This window comes from Bradyrhizobium sp. AZCC 1588 (assembly GCF_036924735.1).
Classification (GTDB): Bacteria; Pseudomonadota; Alphaproteobacteria; order Rhizobiales; family Xanthobacteraceae; genus Bradyrhizobium.
Window position 1 is genome coordinate 6087192 of the sequence record NZ_JAZHSC010000001.1, and the last position, 20407, is coordinate 6107598.

General features: G+C 61.3%; 19 protein-coding genes and 1 pseudogene. 14 read left to right on the forward strand and 6 right to left on the reverse strand.

Features of this window, described 5'->3' with window-relative positions; genetic code table 11:
- Positions 1 to 44: 44 nt before the first annotated feature.
- The 8 genes from V1277_RS28235 to V1277_RS28270 all read left to right on the forward strand — a co-directional run bounded on the left by V1277_RS28235 (position 45) and on the right by V1277_RS28270 (position 6813).
- Entirely contained in the window at positions 45 to 1502 is a 1458-nt protein-coding gene (locus tag V1277_RS28235; RefSeq protein WP_334419118.1) for a cbb3-type cytochrome c oxidase subunit I, read from the forward strand.
- Positions 1499 to 3178, forward strand: a complete 1680-nt coding sequence (locus tag V1277_RS28240; protein ID WP_334419119.1) for a cbb3-type cytochrome c oxidase subunit II — start codon at positions 1499 to 1501, stop codon at positions 3176 to 3178. Before V1277_RS28235 ends, V1277_RS28240 begins: the two co-directional genes overlap by 4 nt.
- Before the next feature lie 6 nt (positions 3179 to 3184).
- Complete coding sequence (locus tag V1277_RS28245; RefSeq protein ID WP_334376151.1) at positions 3185 to 3376, forward strand: hypothetical protein; 192 nt, start codon at positions 3185 to 3187, stop codon at positions 3374 to 3376.
- A complete protein-coding gene (locus tag V1277_RS28250) occupies positions 3336 to 3545 on the forward strand; it encodes a hypothetical protein (protein WP_334419120.1) in 210 nt (69 codons plus the stop codon). The genes V1277_RS28245 and V1277_RS28250 overlap by 41 nt, the downstream gene beginning before the upstream one ends.
- 63 nt (positions 3546 to 3608) lie before the next feature.
- Complete coding sequence (locus V1277_RS28255) at positions 3609 to 3731, forward strand: hypothetical protein (RefSeq protein WP_334376150.1); 123 nt, start codon at positions 3609 to 3611, stop codon at positions 3729 to 3731.
- A gap of 14 nt (positions 3732 to 3745) precedes the next feature.
- Positions 3746 to 3868: a hypothetical protein gene (locus tag V1277_RS28260; protein ID WP_334359520.1), complete on the forward strand. Its 123-nt coding sequence runs from the start codon at positions 3746 to 3748 to the stop codon at positions 3866 to 3868.
- A gap of 57 nt (positions 3869 to 3925) precedes the next feature.
- A complete protein-coding gene (locus tag V1277_RS28265; RefSeq protein WP_334419121.1) occupies positions 3926 to 4645 on the forward strand; it encodes a sulfite exporter TauE/SafE family protein in 720 nt (239 codons plus the stop codon).
- Positions 4642 to 6813, forward strand: a complete 2172-nt coding sequence (locus V1277_RS28270) for a heavy metal translocating P-type ATPase (RefSeq protein ID WP_334419122.1) — start codon at positions 4642 to 4644, stop codon at positions 6811 to 6813. The genes V1277_RS28265 and V1277_RS28270 overlap by 4 nt, the downstream gene beginning before the upstream one ends.
- 17 nt (positions 6814 to 6830) lie before the next feature.
- On the opposite strand, the gene V1277_RS28275 is transcribed toward V1277_RS28270, so the two are convergent.
- The 5 genes from V1277_RS28275 to groL form a co-directional block, all read right to left on the reverse strand.
- Positions 6831 to 8099, reverse strand: a complete 1269-nt coding sequence (locus V1277_RS28275) for an NAD(P)/FAD-dependent oxidoreductase (RefSeq protein WP_334419123.1) — start codon at positions 8097 to 8099, stop codon at positions 6831 to 6833.
- Positions 8096 to 8413, reverse strand: coding sequence for a c-type cytochrome (locus tag V1277_RS28280; RefSeq protein WP_334419124.1), 318 nt, complete (start codon positions 8411 to 8413; stop codon positions 8096 to 8098). Before V1277_RS28280 ends, V1277_RS28275 begins: the two co-directional genes overlap by 4 nt.
- A gap of 91 nt (positions 8414 to 8504) precedes the next feature.
- Positions 8505 to 8831: a thiosulfate oxidation carrier complex protein SoxZ gene (gene soxZ / locus V1277_RS28285; RefSeq protein WP_334419125.1), complete on the reverse strand. Its 327-nt coding sequence runs from the start codon at positions 8829 to 8831 to the stop codon at positions 8505 to 8507.
- 16 nt (positions 8832 to 8847) lie between these two features.
- Entirely contained in the window at positions 8848 to 9195 is a 348-nt protein-coding gene (locus V1277_RS28290) for a thiosulfate oxidation carrier protein SoxY (protein WP_334419126.1), read from the reverse strand.
- A gap of 281 nt (positions 9196 to 9476) precedes the next feature.
- A complete protein-coding gene (groL, locus tag V1277_RS28295; RefSeq protein ID WP_334419127.1) occupies positions 9477 to 11120 on the reverse strand; it encodes a chaperonin GroEL in 1644 nt (547 codons plus the stop codon).
- 232 nt (positions 11121 to 11352) lie between these two features.
- Here groL and V1277_RS28300 point away from each other — a divergent pair, with 232 nt between their 5' ends.
- Positions 11353 to 12300, forward strand: a complete 948-nt coding sequence (locus V1277_RS28300; RefSeq protein ID WP_334419128.1) for a LysR substrate-binding domain-containing protein — start codon at positions 11353 to 11355, stop codon at positions 12298 to 12300.
- Positions 12301 to 12965: 665 nt separating this feature from the next.
- Here V1277_RS28300 and V1277_RS28305 read toward each other — a convergent pair.
- Complete coding sequence (locus tag V1277_RS28305; RefSeq protein ID WP_249727198.1) at positions 12966 to 13172, reverse strand: DUF2905 domain-containing protein; 207 nt, start codon at positions 13170 to 13172, stop codon at positions 12966 to 12968.
- Positions 13173 to 13324: 152 nt separating this feature from the next.
- Between V1277_RS28305 and V1277_RS28310 the strand changes: the two genes are divergently transcribed.
- From V1277_RS28310 to V1277_RS28330, 5 genes and pseudogenes are all read left to right on the forward strand, one after another.
- The gene (locus tag V1277_RS28310) at positions 13325 to 14053 is read left to right on the forward strand and encodes an SAM hydrolase/SAM-dependent halogenase family protein (protein ID WP_334419129.1); all 729 of its coding nucleotides are present in this window, start codon (positions 13325 to 13327) and stop codon (positions 14051 to 14053) included.
- A gap of 272 nt (positions 14054 to 14325) precedes the next feature.
- Positions 14326 to 15597 carry a radical SAM protein gene (locus V1277_RS28315; protein ID WP_334419130.1) on the forward strand — a complete coding sequence of 424 codons (1272 nt, stop codon included), beginning with the start codon at positions 14326 to 14328 and terminating at the stop codon, positions 15595 to 15597.
- Between the two features lie 1247 nt (positions 15598 to 16844).
- A pseudogene (locus tag V1277_RS28320) lies at positions 16845 to 17249 on the forward strand (LysR substrate-binding domain-containing protein); the annotation flags it as partial.
- Positions 17250 to 18219: 970 nt separating this feature from the next.
- The gene (gene msrA, locus V1277_RS28325; RefSeq protein ID WP_334419131.1) at positions 18220 to 18765 is read left to right on the forward strand and encodes a peptide-methionine (S)-S-oxide reductase MsrA; all 546 of its coding nucleotides are present in this window, start codon (positions 18220 to 18222) and stop codon (positions 18763 to 18765) included.
- On the forward strand, positions 18762 to 20402 hold the full coding sequence (locus tag V1277_RS28330; protein ID WP_334419132.1) for an acetolactate synthase large subunit: 1641 nt from the start codon (positions 18762 to 18764) through the stop codon (positions 20400 to 20402). Before msrA ends, V1277_RS28330 begins: the two co-directional genes overlap by 4 nt.
- Positions 20403 to 20407: the final 5 nt, after the last annotated feature.

Sequence of the window (20407 nt, forward strand, 5' to 3'; positions counted from 1 at the left end):
AACATTAGAGAGGGCGCTAACAGACAGGCAAGGGGGAATGCTCCATGGCGGAGGTGTTTCCTGCAGAGAGACTGCGCGGCAGGTTCAGCGGCGTCAACTTGGATGATCTGGTCGATTGGCGGGTGGTCCGAACCTGGCTTTATTTTGGCATGTTCTGGCTCCTCGTTACGCCTTCGATCGGCGTGGCGATCTCGGGTCTCTTCAACTATCCGGATTATCTCGGGACCAGTAATCTAGGGCTGACCTTTGGCCGGTTGCGGCCGGTTCATGTCAATGGCGTCATCTTCGGCGCCTTTTCCGCCCTCTTCATCGGCGAATGTCACTATCTGGTCCCGCGCCTCTGCGGCGTGCGGGTACCATGGGCACAATGGGGCGTACCGCTGGCATGGCTGTATAACATCAGCTTGGCGGCGGGGCTGATCTCGCTGCCTTTTGCGCAGAACCATGGTCTGGAGGCGGGCGAGCTCCCGCTCTTCGCCGAGATTCCCATCTTCATCGTCATCGCGGCGACGACGGCACAGTTCCTTTTCACCATCGCTCAACGTCTCGAGGCACCGCTCTATGTGGCGCTCTGGTATCTCATTGGGGCCTTCGTATGGACGACGATGAATCTGCTGCTGGGCAGCTTTATCCTCCCCTATACGATTCCAGGCATTAACAGCGCTGCGTTCCACGGTCTCTATATCCACTACATTGTCGGACTATGGATCACGCCGGCAGGCTACGTGCTCATCTACTATTTCCTGCCGGTCAGCGTGCGGAATCCGCTCTATGCACACCAGTTGTCGCTGGTGGGCTTCTGGTCGCTCGCGCTGTTCTATCCCTTCGTCGGCATCCACCATTATCTGTATAGCCCGATCGCCGACTGGACCGAGACTCTCGCGATCATCACCTCCATGTTGCTGATCATTCCCGTGTGGACGGTGCTGGTGAACTTCTTCGGCACAGTGAAGGGGCGTTGGGATGGTTTCGGGAAGAATCTCCCCGCGAAGTTCCTGATCATGGGCTCGCTGATGTATCTGGCGGGTTGCTTCCAGGGCTCGACCGAGGCGTTGCGCTCGATCCAGCAGCCCACCCATTTCACCGACTTCGTCATCTCACACTCGCACCTCACCGTTTTCGGCACGTTCGTGGTCTGGGCGATGGGCGGTCTGATTTACGTGTGGCCGCGCGCGTTCAAACGCGAGCTTTGGTCATGGACCCTTGGCAACTGGTCGTTCTGGCTGATCACCGTCGGTATTACGACCATGGGTCTGGTGCTGACCGCTGGAGGTCTGCAGCAAGGCTTCGAATGGATGAATGGCACCGAGTGGCTCGACACGGTGGTCCGGATGAAAGCCTATTGGCTGGTGCGTACGCTCAGCGGCATCACCATGGACATCGGGATGTCCCTGCTCGTCTTCAATCTTATGATGACCGCGCTCAGTCGACCGGCCGAGGAAAGAGAGCCCATCGCAGCCCCAGGTGCAGCCCCGATTCCCGCCGGAGGGCCAGCTGAATGAGTGCGCGCTTTGTCGCTCTGGTAGCCGGGGTTTTCTTCTTCTTCCTCGCCGTGGTCACCCAGGGCATCCTACCCTTTATTGAGCCGACGGCGCGGACGACCGACGTGACCGCCGTGGTCCGCACCGATTTTGGCCAGCTCAAATGGATGGTGACCGATGCCACTGATTATACGCCGCTGCAGCAGCTCGGTCGCCAGGTGTATCTGCGCGAGGGGTGTTGGTACTGCCATTCGCAATACGTGCGTCCGGTGACCGGCGAGACGCGCCGTTGGGGTCCGGTCTCCGAAGCAGGCGAATACGCCTTCGACGTGCCGCACCTATGGGGCACCCGGCGTATTGGGCCGGATCTGACGCGGGTCGGGCTCAAGTTCAGCGACGAATGGCATCTCGCGCATTTCTGGAATCCCCGAATGCTCTCGCCGGATTCGAATATGGCGCCTTTTCGGGGACTGTTCGAGACGTCCGCGGAACGAGTCAAGATCGTCGATGACGGAGCTGGTAATCGTAGCCTGGAACGAACGCCAGCTACTGAGAAGCTCTTCGCATTCGAAAGCAAGGAGCAGGTTAAGCTCACGCCGAACGCCGATGGACTTCTGTTTGTGCCCATGGCGGCGCGCGGCAAAGCTCCGATCATTTGGACACCGAACAAGGAATATACAGGCGACACCGTCAACATCGCCGCCGAGACAGAAGCGCTGCAGGGGCTCATCGCTTATCTTCAAAAACTTGGCATGAATCGCGGCAAGTGGCGGGACCTGTTTGAGCCGCAAAAGCTCGACGTTACGGATGCTACGGTGCCGCGATCGAGTGAATGGATCGCCTACGGCAAAGAGGTCTATCAGCGGCGATGCCTCGGCTGCCACGGGGAGAGCGGTGACGGCAATGGACCAGCTGCAACCTTTATGTACAAGCAGCGCCCGCGAAGCTTCGCTGCGGCGGTTTTCAAGTTCAGGCTGACCAAGGAGCCGTTGCCAACCGACGGCGACCTTCTGCGCACCATTACACGCGGCGTTCGGGGCACGGCGATGCCGGCCTGGCACGAGCTGCATATAATCGACCGCCTCGCCGTCATTCAGTACATCAAGTTTGAACTGGCGGTCGACCGTTCCGACCCCGCAAAGCCCTATGCGTATTTCAAGGAAGAACCGCCAGGCGCGCCCCTGTACATCGGGCGGCCGCCTGTTCCGTCTGAGCAGATGCTCACTCGCGCCAAGGATGTGTGGCAGAGTGCAAAGTGTTGGGAGTGTCATGGTCAGACCGGGAAGGGTGATGGCGAAAAGGCTCCCGGGCTGAAGGACGATCTGGGCTTTCCGAGCCCTCCGGCGGACCTTACCGCTGGCCAATTCAAGTCAGGTCCTACAGTTGAGGACATCTTCCGCACCATGACGACCGGGTTGAGCGGCACACCGATGCCATCCTACCGGGATCCGCTGTCGGAAGAGGACCGTTGGGCGCTCTCCTACTACGTGCTTGCGCTGTCGGCCTACAAGGATCCGCTGTCGGGTGAACCGCTGCCGATCGCCCCCAGTGATCGCAGGGCGCTCAACGATCCCGCGCTCGAGGCCGGTACGCCCGACAAAGCCTACGCTCCAAGCGGCCGTGCCGCGAGCCGCGCCAGCGTCCTTGCCGGTCGCAGCGGGAACGGTGCGGCCGAACAACGGGCCGCCAAGGAGTAATGAGCGATGACCATCTATTTCGAGATCGTCGGCCCCTACATTGCAGCATTGATGATGAGTCTCGGTGCACTCTGCGTCTTCATTTGGGGCGTGCTCTCGGGCGCCTTCAGCGGCGCCAACGATGCATCCATACGTTTCCTGCAGAGGGAGATCGGCGATGACGGATCCGACGCGAACGCCAAACACGACGGCGAATAACAGCTCACCCGCCGATACGGAGGAGATGGAGGAGTATGCCGGCGGCACTATTCAGTCCCGCCACGGCTACATTCCCATGTGGCTGCTGGTTGTCTATGCCGTCCTCTTCATCTGGGCGCTGTATTATCTCGTCGTCTATTGGGGTGGGCTGGGACCGGGACGTGTCTAGCGATCCCGACCCACGTGCAAGCTGGTGACTGACTGATTCCGATTCGAAATAAAGGAGCAGGAATTGCCGGTTCTGAAGGAGCAGAAGGTGCTGGTAGCCAGGATCATTCTCGCCCTCGTGGCCTTGAATCTGCTGTTCCTGTTCATCGAGTTAGCCATAAACGTAGTCCGTGTCTATTTCGGCTGACCAGGAGGGCGCGCATGATCGAGAATCCGGTTTTTTCGCTCGCCGATGCGAGTGCGATCCAGATCATCGCGTTAGTCGGCTTCGCGATAGCCACCGTCGCCTTCTTCGTTTGGGTCGCCTATCTCGTGCGTGGGTAGCGGCGGCGAAGTGGTGCCGTCGCTGCACAAGCGTTGGATGGGCAGGGCAATCTGCCGATGGCCGCCTATCTCGTGATCTTTGTCGCAGGGTTCGCAGGGAGCTTTCACTGCATCGGTATGTGCGGCGGGTTCGCTTGTGCGCTGGGCCGCGATCCGCAGGGACGCGGCGCGACAGTTCTGCGCCATCTGCTGTACAATACAGGTCGATTGACGACCTACTGCTTTCTCGGCGGACTCGCGGGCGCCGTCGGTCAGGTCATATGCACGCCGCAGGGAACGACCGTCCCGCTGCTGAGCGGTCCGCTTGACACGGGTCAGCGAATTCTCGCGATCCTCGCCGGACTGCTGATGATCGCCATGGCGCTGCAGTTCTTTGGCCTGCTGCCGCACCTGCATCGCGTCACGGCCGGCTTCGGCGCCAGTACGCTCGCGGCATCGCTGCGCAGCCTGTTGACGGCGCCGGGACATGCCGCCCCGCTCGCGTTTGGCGTATTCAACGGCTTCCTGCCTTGTCCGCTGGTCTACGCCTTTGCAGCCCAGGCAGCGAGCACGGCCGGGGCACTGCACGGCTTTCTTACCATGGCCGCTTTCGGGCTCGGGACCTTCCCCGCATTGCTGCTGACGGGCGGCGTTGGTCAAGCGCTGGCGCCAGCGTGGCGGCAACGGGGCGTATGGCTAGCGGGCAGCTGCATCCTGCTGCTCGGTCTCGTTACCGTCGGCCGCGGCATCCTGCCCTTCGCCGTGCACTTCGCGCATGGCTGGACAGAACCAGCATGACGGCCCAGGACCATGCGCTGTGCAGCCACTGCCTGTTACCCATCGGGCGGCGGGCGATGCGACTCACGGTGAACGGTGAGGCTTGCGCATTCTGCTGCTACGGCTGCTGTATCGCCTACCAGGTCAAGCACGGCAAAACCGAGGAATGGGAGGCCGCTTGGCTGCTGATTCGGCTCGGTGTCGGCGGCTTTCTCTCCATGAACATCATGCTGTTCAGCCTGCTCCTGTACAGCGACGCCTTCAGCGGCGCGGATGCCGATATGCTTCCCTGGATTCATCTTCTGCTCTGGCTGTTCGCAACGCCCGCGGTGATCATTCTCGGCGGACCGTTTCTCCGCGAGGCGTGGCTCCACGGCATGGAGGGGCGCCTGACCTCCTCGGCACTCATCGTGCTCGGCGTCGGCGCCGCCTACCTTTATTCCGCTTTTGCCACCATCGAGGGCAGCCCACAGGTTTACTTCGATACGGCCACCATGGTGCTGATGCTGTTCACCGCGGGCTACTATCTCGACGCCGCCGGGCGTGCACGGGCGGCGCGTGACCTGCAGCCACTCTTGGCCGCGGAAAGTGAGTGGGCCACCGTCGTCGTTGGCGACGGAGAGTACCGCCGGCCGGTGCGCGAGGTTGACGCAGGTGTGCTGGTTCGAGTTCGGCCGGGCGAACGCATTCCCGTCGACGGCATGATCATGGAGGGCGAATCGCACACTGACGAGGCCCTGATCACAGGCGAAAGCCGGCAGATCGCCAAGGGCGTCGGCTCGCATGTGATCGCCGGCAGCATCAATCTTGACGGGCCGCTCTTGATCCAAAGCTGCGGCGTGGCAAACGCGACCCGCTGGGCGCAGATTTGTCGATCGGTACGGGATGCATTGATCCGCCGCAGCCCGAGCCAGCGTTTCGCCGACAACATTGTAGGCGTCTTCGTGCCGATTATCCTCGTGCTGGGCATTGGAGCGTCGGTGTACTGGGCGCAGCACTTACCGTTCGACCGTGCGCTATTGATCGGCCTTGCGGTACTGGTGGTGGCCTGTCCCTGCGCAGTCGGGCTGGCGGCACCGATGGCCACCTCGCTGGGCATTGGACGGCTGGCCCGACACGGCTGCCTGGTGCGCGACCCAGCCGCGCTTGAGGCGCTGGCGCGCATCCGGCTGATCGCCTTTGACAAGACCGGCACGCTCACCTCGGGTCAGGCGCGCGTTGTCGCTATCGACAGCGATGGAACCAGCGCCGATGTGGTGCTCGCGCATGCCGCCGGACTGGAGCGTCATTCCGAGCACGGCTTGGCCCGCGCCATAGCTGCAGCGGCAGCTGCGCGCGGGCTCGAGCCAGTCGCCATCCACGACGTTCGAGTCGTGCCGGGGCGTGGCATCCGTGGCAAGTCGGACGGTCGGACCGTGGTGGCCGGCAGCGCGATCTTGATGCGTGAGCTGAATTGGTGGCTGGCGTCCGATCTGGCCGAGCGCGGGCGATTGCGCGAAGCGACGGGCCACTCAGTGATCTATGTCGGCTGGGGCGAGCGGGTGCGTGCCGTGCTGTCGCTTGACGATACGCCGCTCCCAGAGGCGCGCGCGACGGTCGAAGCTTTGCGTTGCCGCAAAGTGCTCGCGATACTGTTGACCGGCGACCTTCCGGCGGCCGCACAGCGAATTGCCGCAGCAGTCGGGATCGCGAGCGACGACATCGAGGCAGGCCTTTTGCCTGTGGCCAAGCGCGCGGCGCTGGAACGGCGACGGCGGAACCGTGGCATGGCCGCGATGGTCGGTGATGGCCTTAATGACGCGCCGGTGTTGGCCGGAGCCGATGTGGGGATTGCGGTTGGTTCGGCGACTGACCTCGCCCGCGAGGCTGCTGCGGTCGTGCTCCCTCCGGGAGGGCTATGGATGCTGCCGTGGGTGATCGACGTCGCTCGCGCCGTTCGCGCGACTATACTCACCAACCTGGCGTGGGCGTTCGGCTATAATCTCATCGCCGTGGGTCTGGCGATGGCCGGATTACTCCTGCCGGTGTGGGCGGCGGCAGTGATGGCAGGCTCAAGCATTGTCGTCGCACTGAATTCGCTGCGGCTGGAGCGGCTGCCTGAGCCAGCTCCATTCGCCGCGGCGGAGAGCGCTCCTCCACCTCGCAGCACCGCCGTTCCGGTCAATAGTGAAGTTCTCCAAGCGGGTTGACCCTTCGGAAGCGGGAGCTAGCCGAACGTGTCACGCGTAAAGGCAGTGTACCAGCTTTGCGCCTCGCGTGCGGTCCGGTGGCGGGTTTCGGCGCTTTCCTGCACCTGACTGACGAAATTGTCGACGATCTTGATCGTTCCGGCCACGGGCTTGAAGCTGACAGCATTGCTCACCGCATCGTCGGGACTAAGAAAAGTATAGCAAGTGTTGAACAAATGAGGCGATTGGCGCTCGGACCCGGTCAGCGCCGCGGCTATGGCAAACGCGCAGGCCTTGGCTTGGCTATTCGCAACGAACGCCGATTTAGGCATGTCGCCGGCACTGCTCGCATCGCCCACCACATGGATTCCCGGCTGTAGCTTCGATTCGAACGTTATGGGATCGATCGGGCACCAGCCAGATTGATCCACGAGGCCGTTTTGCTGCGCGAACTGGCCGGCCATTTGCGGGGGTATGACATTTGCGACCGCGGCCTTGAATGTCTCGCTCGCAGTCTTGACGGATCGCTCCTTCACGTCGATGGCCTTTATTCCACCGGTGAATTGGGCAGGTAACCATTCGATCATACCCCGATAGTGTCGCTCCCACGCATCCAGAAACAGATCCTGCGCGTTGAAGCTATCTTTCGCATCGAGGATCAGGATCCTCGAGCGCGGCTTATGCTGTTTGAAATAATAAGCAACCAGAGAGGCACGTTCGTATGGCGCGGGCGGACAGCGGAACGGGTTAGGGGGCGCGACGAGCACGAAGACGCCGCCATCCTCCATGCTTTCGAGCTGCCGTCGCAGCAGCTGCGTCTGCAGGCCTGCGTTCCAGGCATGCGGGATGACGTGCGTTGCCGCCTCGTCATACCCCGCGAAGGCCTCGTAATTGAAAGCGATGCCAGGGGCAACGACGACGCGGTCGTAAGTTAATTTTGGACCACTCTTGAGCTCGACGGTTTTTGCGACCGGATCAACCGATGTCACGGAGTCATGAATGACATTGATCCCGTATCGTTGTGCAAGTGTCTCGTAGCCGTGCGTAAGCGACTCGAACGAGCATAGTCCGGCGAGATAAAGGTTACTAAAAAAGCAAGTCGTATAATTCGGCTTTGGCTCAACCAGCGTGACCTCGATCGTTCGCGCGCTGGTGGCCAAGTATTTGGCGGCCGTGGCTCCGCCAATGCCGCCGCCAACAACCACAACCCTCGCCTTGGCCGCGCTTGCGGCCAATCGAGGACCGAGCCCTGCAAGGACCATTGCTCCCGTCAAGCGGCCGAACTCTCGACGCGTCCAGGACGTCATGGCCTAACCTGCCTGTTTAGCGCCGCGAGATAGCGCGCCACCGTCGCGATTTCTTCATCACTGAGCGACAGGGCGATGGCGCGCATGATATGGCTTGGGCGCTCGTGCGATCTGTACGCAAGCATTGTGCGGGTGAGCATCTCCGGACTCATGCCAAGGATGGTCGGAATACCACCATCGCCGCCATCCAGACGATGGCACGACGCGCACATCGCAGCGAGTTGGGCTCCACCATCGCGATCCGCTGCCGGGCTGCGATCGGCGACAATAGTCAACAAACCTGCAGCAATCGAAATAGCGATCATTTTGCGCATGCAGAGACCGGCTCCATCCCGGTATTTTCGATCGCCGATCCCTTTGCTCATTGGCCGCGAAAAGGAGCATAGCAACATCACCACGAGATCATTAGGCGACAGTGAGCTGGTGCTCCAACACACAGACGTCGCCACCATCCTCTTCCCAAACGAACTCGAGCCGGCCGCTCTCCGTCGCGCGCAAGTAGAATTCGATAAAAGGATTCGCCGCCATGGCTTCGTGGAGATCGACGCTGAACACCACGACGCCGTTGTGGCGACAGATAAACCTGTTGACGATCATGCGCGGGATGGCGTTGCCCCGGTCATCGTGCCGCAGCCCGGTCTCCATCGGATGGCTGATCAGGGTCTTGACCGGAAACACTTCACCGTTCGCGGCGGTGCTTGGCACTTGCACACGGGGCGCCGAAGTGAACATTCCGCACCTCCTTCCGTCACTTGCATCCGTTGGTTGCGACCTCGACCCAGCTTTCTGTCATCAGCAATGTACCGTCGTTCATCTCCGCAACCGCCAGAACATATTGCGGTTCGGCAAGGCGAATGCGTGCCGACACGCGGGGTTCGCTGCGTTGTGGGACGAAATGAAAGGTGGCGACCTCAATCAGTGGGTTTCGTGGCGCCAGCACAGAAACGTGCCTGACGTGATCGGCTTCCGTCATGGGACTATCGATCGCGAGCGTAAGCGGCACTGTGTATCCATTCGGAAAGGTCCGCGGCATCACCAGATGCAGACGATCCGACGCGGTCGGGGTTTTTCCAGTCAGTCGCTTAACGACATCCACCGCGTCATCGCTGGGCGGCTGTGTCGAGGCGAGAGCGGCGCTCGCAAATCCGGCGCTTCCCGCAACGGCAGCGGTCAAGATGGTTCGGCGCGTAACGCCAAGTGGTTTTGTCTTCAACGCGAGATCCTCGCTACCGACAGGCGGAACTCTCCAAGCGGGCGCTCGATACTTCTGACGTTAAAATCTTACCATGGGTGCTCTCACAAGACGACTCCTCGCCCGGGGGCGCCTGCGACCGTAGGCGCGGTCGAGGGGAGCCCGTGTGCGCGATCGCGATCGGCTCAGAATTCCATATCGCCGCGATGGTGGTCGTGGTCATGGCCCGGCAAAGGTGGAGGCGGCGGCGTCGGCAGCTCGGCAACCATGGCCTCAGTGGTGATAATTAGGCCGGCGACTGAGACCGCGTCCTGCAGCGCGGTGCGCACCACCTTGGTTGGATCGATGATGCCCCTGGAGACCAGGTCGCCGTACTCGCAGGTCTGGGCATCATAACCCCAGTTGTACTGCTCCTTCTCCAGGATATTGCCGATCACGACCGAGGCGTCGTCGCCGGCGTTTAGTGCTATCTGGCGCGCTGGCCAGCTGATTGCCTTCTTGACGATGTCAACGCCATGCTTCTGGTCCTCGTTGGCTGGCTTTACCCGGTCGAGCACCGTGGCGGCGCGCAGCAGCGCGACGCCGCCGCCCGGCGAAATACCTTCCTCAACCGCGGCGCGCGTCGCATGCATCGCGTCGTCGACGCGATCCTTGCGCTCCCTCGCATCGATCTCTGTGGCCCCTCCGACATGGATCACCGCCACGCCGCCGGCGAGCTTGGCGAGCCGCTCCTCCAGCTTCTCGCGGTCATAGTCGGAGGTCGTCTCCGCGATGTGCTGCTTGATCTGGTTGATGCGGGCCTCGATGTCCGCCTTCTTGCCGGCGCCGCCGACGATCGTGGTGCTCCCCTTGTCGACCATTACCTTTCTGGCGCGGCCGAGCATGTCGAGCGTGGCGTTCTCAAGCTTCATGCCGAGATCTTCCAAGATGGCAGTACCACCGGTAAGGATGGCGACGTCTTGCAGCATCGCCTTGCGGCGATCGCCAAAGCCGGGCGCTTTCACCGCCGCGACCTTGAGGCTGCCGCGCAGCTTGTTGACCACGAGGGTGGCGAGTGCTTCTCCTTCGACTTCTTCGGCGATAACAAGCAGCGGCTTGCCCGTCTGCGCCAGGGCTTCCAGCAGTGGCAGCAGTTCACGCAAGTCTGAGAGCTTCTTCTCATACACAAGGACGTAAGGATTCTCCATCTCCACCCGCATCTTGTCGGAATTGGTGATGAAGTAGGGCGAGACATAGCCGCGATCGAACTGCATGCCCTCGACCACGTCGAGCTCGGTCCCGAGCGACTTCGCCTCATCGACTGTAATCACGCCCTCGTTGCCGACCTTCTTCACGGCCTCGGCGAGCAATTTGCCGATTTCGGCATCGCCATTGGCGGAGATGGTGCCGACCTGCGCGATCTCGTCGTTGGAGGTGATCTTCTTCGAGTTCTTCTTGAGATCCTCGACGACAGCCTCGGCCGCAAGGTCGATGCCGCGCTTCAGATCCATCGGATTCATGCCGGCGGCGACTGCCTTGGTGCCTTCGCGAACGAGGGAAGCCGCCAGCACGATTGCAGTGGTTGTGCCGTCACCGGCGACATAGGAGGTCTTGCTCGCGACCTCGCGCACGAGGCGCGCTCCCATGTTCTCGAATTTGTTCTCGAGCTCGATATCTCCGGCGACCGTCACACCGTCCTTGGTAATGCGGGGTGCGCCAAATGACTTTTCCATTACCACGTTGCGGCCCTTGGGCCCGAGCGTCACCTGCACCGCGTTGGCGAGAATGTCGACACCGCGCAGCATGCTTTCACGCGCCCTGCCGGAAAATGCGATCTGCTTGCCTACCATGGATGGTTCCCGATTTGATCAGGTGACCTCGCGGGCCCCGCGGGCGTATAAGTCCGAATTTGCGGTCCTCCCTTTGCTTGTCCGTACAACAACGACCCTCGGAGCGTGCACGTGCGGCGCGCTTGCGCTGGTGATTTCAACCCACACGATTTCAGGCAGTCTAATGTTTTAAGCTAGCGGCCAAAAAGCCAATCAAATTGCTTTGCCGCGGCATTAAGAATATCTTATCGGGGTGATCACGACCCGGCAGCTATGTTATCTTGATGCGCTTGCCCGTCATCAGCATTTCGGACGAGCCGCGGCGGAGTGTTGTGTCAGCCAGCCCGCTCTTTCAATGCAGATCCACGAACTGGAAGGGCTTCTCGGCATAGAGTTGATCGAGCGGCGCCCGGGCGCGCCGATGTTCACCGAACTTGGCATCGAGATTGCGCAACGCGCCGGAGTGATCCTTGGTGCAGTGCGCGATCTGACAGACCTGGCTCAACACAGAGCCAAGGTGCTGAGCGGAACGTTGCGCCTCGGCGTCATCCCGACGCTGGCGCCGTACATACTGCCGCGGTTGCTGCCGCAACTGGAAGTCGGGTATCCCGACCTGCGCCTTGATTTGGTGGAAGCACAGACAAAGGTGCTGCTCGCTGATCTCGAGCGTGGCGCTCTCGAAGTATTGTTGTTGGCGTTGCCGCTCAAGGCGGCCGCGGTTGAAGTTTTCCATCTCATGAGAGACCGCTTCCTCTTTGCTGTACCCGCCGACGACCCTCTTCCGGAAACGGCGCGCGTGACGCCCGGCGACGTGAAGAAGCGTAAGCTCATTCTGCTGGAAGAAGGCCATTGTCTGCGGGATCAGGCGCTCGACTATTGTGCCAAGGGGCGTTGGACCGTGGCCTCGAGCCTCAGTGCAACGAGCCTTGCAACGGTCATGCAAATGGTGGCAAGCGGATACGGCGCCACGCTAGTTCCGGAAGTCGCGGCCGATGCCGAGTTGCGGGACGACCGAGTGAAGCTCCTACGTTTTGTCGAACCGCAACCCGGCCGTAGTATCGGGCTGGCGTGGCGCCGGACGTCTCCACGCAAGGTCGATTTCCTGGCGCTTGGTCAGATGGTGAAGAACGCGCTGAACGCGCCCGCCTGGCCGCAATGTATCCGCCACGAGCGCACCGGTCTGCGAACGAAAATCCAGTGATGCTGATTTAACCAACGAGCCTTTTCGGGGATTTCCGGTAACTTGCAAACATGAAGGCGGCAAGATGCGCAAGGCATCGTGGTATGGTGAAGGCTCGACTGCGGATTCCAGCGATCGTAGCCAACCGCAGAAGCGACTAAGCTAACCGGCTTCAACCGATCCAGATGAAGCTCCTCGCGCGCCTCAAGGAGGCGGGGTTCCGTCCTTCCGCAGGGTGCAGCCATGGTCGTGGCAGCAACTTTCCGAGCTTTCATTGCCGGGAATAATGAGCGATAATCAATAAGCCGGCCGCGGCGGCAAGTGCCGAGCGGACGGAATCGGTGCACGAAGATGGTAAAGGCCGATGCCTGAGCGAACGTACAGTCGAGGCAGCGATATCGATGCCACGAGAGCAAGCGCTCGTTTGGCCGGCCTCGACATCGACATCATTCACCGGCAATCGCCGACTGGTGATTGGGAGCAGATATCAATCAACCTCCGGGCAACGCCATCGTTCGAAGCGCTCGGGTCCTCGTTCGAGGCGGCCAACCCTTTCACGTTTTGGGCGCAGGCCACGCGATTTATGTGGATGCCGTGGCTGCTCACGGCGCAGACGATGATGCTGCCGGCAGGCCGGCCGCGAACGCTCCCGAGCGTCGTCCACCCTGAGCAAGAGGCGCCGACGGCTAACGGTTAGCGAGCCAAAGGATCAGGGAAAGGATCACGCTGACCAGCAGCGATGTTGCGAGCGGGATATAAACGCGGAAGTTGTCGCGCTCGATGACGATGTCGCCGGGCAACCGGCCTAAGCCAATCTTGTTGATCACGGGCCATAGCAGCCCAAGCGCAACGAGCGACAAGCCGAAGATGATGAGCAGACGCGAGATCGACATTGCGCCGAGCCTACGATCACAGTGGGCGAGCCGATTGAGGGAGAGCAAGCAGGATTTGGCGTGCTGCTGTGACCGCGGTCCGTCGCACGGCTCGGATGGGTCAGTATAGCGTTTTCGAGCGAAGCGGACACACAGTTGGGCAGGCTGACACCATGATTGCCCTGTTCACGGATTTTGGGTTGCACGGCCCGTATACGGGTCAGATGAAGGCGGTGCTGCACCAGATGGCGCCGCGCATTCCCGTTGTCGACCTCTTCGCCGATGCGCCAGTCAGCAATCCCAAGGCATCGGCGTATCTGTTGGCCGCCTATGCTGCATGGTTTCCGGTACGAACCGTCTTTCTCTGCGTTGTCGATCCGGGCGTCGGCGGGACGCGGCCATCCATTTTTGTCGAAGCCGATGGCCGCTGGTATATCGGCCCCGGCAATGGCTTGTTTGAGCTGATCCAGCGCAGAGCCCAAGAGACGCGCAGCTGGGACATCGACTGGAAGCCGAAGCATCTCTCGGCCAGCTTTCACGGGCGCGACCTCTTCGCCCCGGTGGCAGCCATGCTGGCGCGCGGTGATCCGCCCCCCGGCCGGCCACGTCACGACGGCGCAGATCGCCGGGCAGACTGGCCGGATGACCTCTGCGAGATCGTTTACGTCGATCACTACGGCAATGCGATGACCGGACTGAGGGCGGCTACGCTGCCGCCCGGCGCAAGGCTCACCGCGGTGGGGCGGGTTCTGGACCGCGCGAGGACCTTCAGTGATCTGCCGCCAGGCGCGGCTTTCTGGTATGAGAACTCCAACGGGCTTGCCGAAATTGCCGTCAATCAGGGGCGGGCGGACCGCGATCTCGGTCTTGCCATCGGCAGTCCGGTCGAGATCGTCGCATGAACAAAGGCGTGCCGCTTTGACCCGAAGACAACATTCGACCAAACAGCGCCCACATCCGCATCGGCCGAAGGCGCCGGAGCGCCGCGACAAGCCGCAAGCTGACGCTAACAGGCGCCTTGCTGAGCAGACCCGCAAGATCCTGCGCAAACACTACATGAGCAAATACCGGGTGCAGTGAAATCGCGAAGTCTGAACTTTGAAGCAAGCCTCCTGTGGTCGCCGGAGCGCGATCGCGCTTCACCAGCCGCGGCCACGGCGCGGGAGCAGGTCCCATGAGCGATTTGACCAGACTGACAGTTTGGGACGACCCGGCCATCTACGATGCCTTGTCCTGGTACCTGGCCGTTGCGGAGAACCAGCGACCGGCCAAGTTTCGCATTGCTGCGACGGTCGCCACGAAGCTCGACCCGGCGACCAGCAGCGAGGATGCGCTCTGGGCCGAACTCGACCGCCTCACGCCGATATTTCTCGCGCGCTGGGAAGCGATCCGGGCGGGTCAACGGTTGCCGCGTGCGGCGGATGGACCGAGCCTCCTGGAGCTGTGCCGCGAGCTCGCCTACCGTATGCTCGGCCACTGCAATTTCTGTCCGTGGGATTGCCGCGTCGACCGTGCGGTGGGGGCCAGATTCGGCGCCTGCAAGCTCGCCGCCGGCTCACGGGTCAGCTCGCATTTCCATCACACCGGCGAGGAACTGTTCTATCGCGGCAGCGAGGGCTCGGGGACGATCTTCTTCACCTCATGCAACATGCGGTGCGCTTTCTGCCAGAACGGTGACATCAGCACCGATAAAGACAATGGCGAAGAGACGGACCCGCGCACGCTAGCGGCGATGGCCCGGACGCTGCGCCGCGAGGGTTGCCACAATATCAATTGGGTCGGCGGCGAGGTCGTCATTCACCTGCATGCCATCGTCGACACCATCGCGTTGTTGGGCCGCGACTACACGCCCACGCAGGCGGAGCTGGCGCGAGCGCGCAAAACGAAGGCTGACCGTTTTCTCTGGTTCGACGAGGTGCCCGATGCTGCTCTCTATGACGGGGCGTTCAATGCGCCGATGCTCTGGAACAGCAACTTCTTCATGACTCTCGAAAGCATGAAGATCCTGCGCGTCCTGACCGATGTGTGGCTCCCCGATTTCAAATTCGGTCCCGGCGGCTGCGCGACGACGCTGGCGAAGACGCCATGGTACTGGGAGACGGTGACGCGCAACATTGAGTTGCTTGACGAGTGGGGGGAGGATTTCTCGATCCGCCACCTGGTGATGCCCAATCACATCGATTGCTGCACGTATCCGGTGCTGGAATGGATTGCCGAGCGCGTGCCCGCCGCGCCGGTGAACGTGATGGCGCAGTTCCATCCCGACAATTTCTGTGACCCGGCGAGCGCCAAGTACCGGGACAAATACGCCGAGATCGCCCGCCGACCGACGCACGCGGAGCTTGAGGAGTCGTGGCGCCGCGCTCGCGAATTAGGCCTCAAATTCGAGACCGCTACATTCGAGCGTCGCAATACTTTCGGCGTATCGGCGATGCTCGAGCTCTGATAACTCGCTGAAGCATGCGCTTCTTAATCGGCCGTCCCAGGTGCGAGCCGTGTGCACTGAGAATGCGAAAGCGCGATTTTCGCTTCCAATCTAGTCGGATATGATCCTAGACAAACCAATCTGCCGAAGCTCGGTCGCATGAAATTCTTCAGTCGGTCCAATCATGCGCAGGACCGAGCGAGAGAAAAATAGATAAACGAAATGAATGACTTACGCTGCAAATTTTCTTGCGCCCCCATGATGGACTGGAGCGAGAATTCAAGCTTTTCAACTGGTTAGAAGGCGGCGTGTGCATGACGTGTGCACCGGGAAATCAAGAAAAATCTCATCACAGCCAATGTGAGCAGACCTTGTGAGGTAAGAGTGGGCTGCCTCGGGCGGCCGACGAGCACAGCCAGGTTTCCGAGGGTAGGGGAGATGGGTGGGTGCTAACGAGCAGTATCAGTTGCTGGAGGTAGAAAGCTTCACCCCTTTGCCGCGAATTCGCGATGCTCCACTGGTCCAACTTAGCAGAACAGCTCTTGCGGCTCCCCCGCTACCACCTTTCCTCACACTCCTTTGACTTGGTTCGGATAGGCCTTTTCCCCGAGTAAAGCATTTAGCCAGCCTGCTATCTCCACGGCTACACCACCTGGGCGGCCCCGGATCGCGGAACACAGTGACGGTCTCCACCAGATCTCTGATGGCTTCTGCAGCCTCTCCATCGTCCGCACTGGCCACCTTTCGCGAGTGCTTCTTCAAGCCGACCGAGTTGCTCCTCATATCGTTTGAGGATGGCCGGATGCAGCGCGACTTCCTTCGGGGCGGTTCGGTTCGCTCTGCAACTCCTCAGATATCCGATTTCGCTCGGCAGCTAAGGCAGTTGATCGCGGTCCGAGAACGGATGGATCGCCATGTCCTTTTGCAATCGCATCCACCAGTCGTTCGATTTCCCGGCTCGATCGCCCAAGCCGCTGCTCAAGGCGCTGCATTTGATGTAGCTGCGAGGCGCTTCCGCTCCTCGCGATACGTGCGCACGTACTCCGAGATAACCTTGGGCGCGCGCAATTCGGCTTTTAGCCGCTGAGGACCGCACTCTCGACTGTGTCTAAGGAGGCGACAACCGCTGGCAAACGCCGTTAGAATTGTGCAGCAGCCGCGGCCTGCACCATGTTGATACTGCCGCACTTCGCACGCAAGGATCGGCGGCTATTCAGAGTGGAATACGGTGCCGATAGTTGAGGGCTGCGGGTGAATTGTTTGGTGGGGCGCGCAAGATCCTGGCGATCGATCGGGCAATCTGCGCGGCGCCGGATTATCTTGAGCAGTATGGCACGCCGAAACATCCCAACGAATTGCGGAGTCACGCGCTGCTGACCTATGGCTTTCTGCTGACCGGCAATCAGTGGAAATTGACTGGCCCCGATGGGGACCACTGGGTTCAGCCGGAATGGACGCTGTGCGCCGAGGTGCTGCGCGACGCCGCGATCGCGGGCAGGGGCGTTGCGTTGCTGCCGACCTTCATCGCCGGCGATGCCCTGCGCGAAGGCGCGCTACAGAGATTCCCATTCCAAAACCTCACGATCTCGTCTAGCGGCAGAGGCAACGGCGACGTCGATGAGGTGACAGCCAAGGCTCTGAACTGGCTTCTCAAGAAATTCGGCGCACTCTAGCCACAGTGAAGCAAGCAATCATTCACCTTTCTCGGAATCGCTCGCGAACTGTGGCTAACGCTTCCGCTCCTACCAGCGCATTGGGTGGGTTGTGAAACTACCGCACCGCCGATGTCGGCTGTGGGTCAGTCGCATCGGTCTGAACAGAGACTGGCCAGATCCGGTCCGCCCCGATGAACGGACTTCTTCGGAGTGCGTTGGCGGGTCTCAACGTGCCAGGATCGCCATCCAGATGGTTACCGAAGAGGTCGGCAAACAGCCAGAAGCAATCGCTTGACCACTATCAAGCGTCCGGCACAAACTCACATCCCGATCCAGCTACTTGTACGCGACCGCAGCGCTCGACGGGCCTGTCAGCGAGAGGGATCCTGAAGTCTCAGAATCCGGCCTGCGGGACCCATAACAGGTGTACGATCACCGATCATCGTTGGGGACCCATTCCTCCGCGGTTGAGTCCCAATGATGGGTGTCGTCAAAGTGTTTCCAGAGTGGCCGCCCTGGTTTGCGTTCACCCTTCTCTCGTAATGAATTCAGTGCGCTGAGTTGAACGACGAGCGCCCCAGCCATCATCACCCATTCGCGAGCGTTAAATCGGGAGTTCCATTTGATTGTCGCGAACATCGGATGCCTCCTTCAAAGTAAGAAGCCTTCCGCCATCTTAGCCCGGGCCAAGAACACGGGATGTAAAGTACTTCACAGTCAGCCAACATCTTCGATATAGCCGCGGGCAATCCTATGAGGGCATGCGTCTGGCGGAGCTCGGGGAAATCGAATTGGTAATACAGCAGATATGTGCGCCGATCGGCTATGGCGATGTCCGAAACGGGTCAAAAGCGCCGCTGACCGAACGTCCGGTTCTGGCAGCAAACCAGAGGTTCATTGATATTTGTGCTTTTGCATCGTTCGGCCTCATTGTGCGTCCTTGATAGAACTCGGGAGCGACGACCGCAGCGAACCAGAGAGAACAGACATGACAGTTTCGGCGGAACGGGCAGTCCTGGCCGGCGGCTGCTTCGGGGGTGTGCAGGATCTGCTGCGCCGGCATCCCGGCGTGATCTCGACCAGGGTGGGCTACACCGGTGGCGAGGTGCCAAACGCGACCTATCGCAACCACGGCAATCACGCCGAAGCGATTGAGATCACGTTCGATCCGCAGACCATCAGCTATCGCAAGCTGCTGGAGTTCTTTTTTCAGATCCATGATCCGTCGACGCTGAACCGCCAGGGCAATGACCGGGGCGCGAGCTACCGGTCGGCCATCTTCTATACCAGCGACGCGCAGAAGCGGATCGCGGAAGACACCATCGCCGATGTCGATGCTTCCGGCCTTTGGCCGGGCAAGGTTGTCACCGAGGTGGCTCCTGCCGGACCGTTCTGGGAGGCCGAGCCCGAGCATCAGGATTATCTGGAAAAATATCCTGACGGCTACACCTGTCACTTCGTTCGGCCGGAATGGACGCTGCGGCATCGGGCGGAGAAAGCTGCAACAGGCGCGAGCGGAGTTTCGGCCGCATGACAAAAGCCTCCGATCTGCTGGTGGCCGCCCTTGAGAACGAGGGCGTCCGGTACATCTTCGCCATCCCCGGCGAGGAGAATCTCGACGTGCTGGAATCGCTGCGGCGCTCGAAGATCAAGCTGGTGCTGACGCGGCACGAGCAGTCTGCCGGCTTCATGGCGGCCACCTACGGGCGCCTCACCGGGCGCGCGGGCGTCTGCCTGACGACGCTGGGTCCCGGTGCGCTCAATTTGACGACGGCTGCGGCCTACGCGCATTTGGGCGCGATGCCGATGGTCATGATCACAGGCCAGAAGGCGATCCGGAGCAGCCGCCAGGCGCGCTTCCAAATCGTCGACATCGTCGCGACCATGCGGCCGCTCACCAAGATGGCGACGCAGATCGTCTCCGCGCAGAGTATTCCGACCCTGGTTCGCGACGCCTTCCGGGTCGCGCAGCAGGAGCGGCCGGGCCCGGTGCATCTCGAACTACCCGAGGATATCGCGGCCGACGAAGCCGCGGCCGACATCATTCCCCCGCATGTCGTCGAGCTTCCGGTCGCGCCTACAGCGGCCATCGAGCGCGCCGCAGCCATGATCATGGGCGCCAGCAGGCCGCTCGTCATGCTGGGCGCCGCGGCGAGCCGCCCGCATCTCGCCGAGCCGCTGTCGGCGTTCGTGCGACGATGCAGGATTCCATTCTTCAACACCCAGATGGGGAAGGGCGCGGTCAATGCCGGCTCCAATCTCTATATGGGCACAGCCGCGCTGTCGGAGCGGGATTGGATTCACGAGGCTGTCGACCAGGCCGACCTGATTATTTCGATCGGCCACGACACCGTCGAGAAACCGCCTTTCCTGATGGGCCATGATGGACCGCAGGTTATCCATGTCGGCGCCACGCCGGCGACGGTGGAACAGGTATACTTCCCGCAGGCGGAGATCGTCGGCGACGTCGGCGTGAGCCTCACGAGCCTGGCCGATCGCCTCGAAGGCAAGCTCCCCAATGGTCAGGCATTGCTGGGTCTGCGGGAAGGGATCCTTGCCCACCTCGCCGAACGGTCGACGGAGGATCGGTTTCCGCTGACGCCGCAGCGCATCGTGCACGACGTCCGCCAGGTCATCCCGCCGGACGGCATCGTTGCCCTCGACAACGGCATGTACAAGATCTGGTTCGCCCGCAACTATCGCACCAGCGTCGCCAACACGCTGCTGCTCGACAACGCGCTCGCGACCATGGGGGCGGGTCTTCCTTCGGCGATCGCAGCGTCGCTGATCCATCCGGATCGGCGCGTGCTCGCCGTCTGCGGTGATGGCGGCTTCATGATGAATTCGCAGGAGCTTGAGACGGCCGTGCGGCTCAAATTGAATCTCGTCGTGCTCGTGCTCGAGGATCGTGCCTACGGCATGATCCGATGGAAGCAGGAAGTCGACGGATTTTCCGACTTCGGTCTCGACTTCGGTAATCCTGATTTTGTGGCTTATGCGAAGTCATATGGCGCCAAGGGCTCCCGCGTCGGGAAAGTCTCGGAACTCGCGACGACGCTGGGAGCGGCTTTCGCGGAAGGCGGCGTCCATCTCGTCGTAGTGCCCGTGGACTACAGCGAGAACATGCGCGTGCTCGTCAATGAGCTGCACTCGATAGCCCAGACCGGGTGACATTT

Bases quoted from the DNA above. Each gene is read 5' to 3' on its own strand.
- V1277_RS28305 (WP_249727198.1), bottom strand. From the start codon at position 13,172: ATGTCGATCTCGCGTCTGCTCATCATCTTCGGCTTGTCGCTCGTTGCG.
- V1277_RS28245 (WP_334376151.1), top strand. From the start codon at position 3,185: ATGACCATCTATTTCGAGATCGTCGGCCCCTACATTGCAGCATTGATG.
- V1277_RS28270 (WP_334419122.1), top strand. From the start codon at position 4,642: ATGACGGCCCAGGACCATGCGCTGTGCAGCCACTGCCTGTTACCCATC.
- V1277_RS28265 (WP_334419121.1), top strand. From the start codon at position 3,926: ATGGCCGCCTATCTCGTGATCTTTGTCGCAGGGTTCGCAGGGAGCTTT.
- V1277_RS28250 (WP_334419120.1), top strand. From the start codon at position 3,336: ATGACGGATCCGACGCGAACGCCAAACACGACGGCGAATAACAGCTCA.
- V1277_RS28310 (WP_334419129.1), top strand. From the start codon at position 13,325: ATGATTGCCCTGTTCACGGATTTTGGGTTGCACGGCCCGTATACGGGT.
- V1277_RS28240 (WP_334419119.1), top strand. From the start codon at position 1,499: ATGAGTGCGCGCTTTGTCGCTCTGGTAGCCGGGGTTTTCTTCTTCTTC.
- V1277_RS28280 (WP_334419124.1), bottom strand. From the start codon at position 8,413: ATGCGCAAAATGATCGCTATTTCGATTGCTGCAGGTTTGTTGACTATT.
- soxZ (WP_334419125.1), bottom strand. From the start codon at position 8,831: ATGTTCACTTCGGCGCCCCGTGTGCAAGTGCCAAGCACCGCCGCGAAC.
- V1277_RS28260 (WP_334359520.1), top strand. From the start codon at position 3,746: ATGATCGAGAATCCGGTTTTTTCGCTCGCCGATGCGAGTGCGATCCAG.
- V1277_RS28330 (WP_334419132.1), top strand. From the start codon at position 18,762: ATGACAAAAGCCTCCGATCTGCTGGTGGCCGCCCTTGAGAACGAGGGC.
- V1277_RS28275 (WP_334419123.1), bottom strand. From the start codon at position 8,099: ATGACGTCCTGGACGCGTCGAGAGTTCGGCCGCTTGACGGGAGCAATG.
- V1277_RS28315 (WP_334419130.1), top strand. From the start codon at position 14,326: ATGAGCGATTTGACCAGACTGACAGTTTGGGACGACCCGGCCATCTAC.
- V1277_RS28235 (WP_334419118.1), top strand. From the start codon at position 45: ATGGCGGAGGTGTTTCCTGCAGAGAGACTGCGCGGCAGGTTCAGCGGC.
- groL (WP_334419127.1), bottom strand. From the start codon at position 11,120: ATGGTAGGCAAGCAGATCGCATTTTCCGGCAGGGCGCGTGAAAGCATG.
- msrA (WP_334419131.1), top strand. From the start codon at position 18,220: ATGACAGTTTCGGCGGAACGGGCAGTCCTGGCCGGCGGCTGCTTCGGG.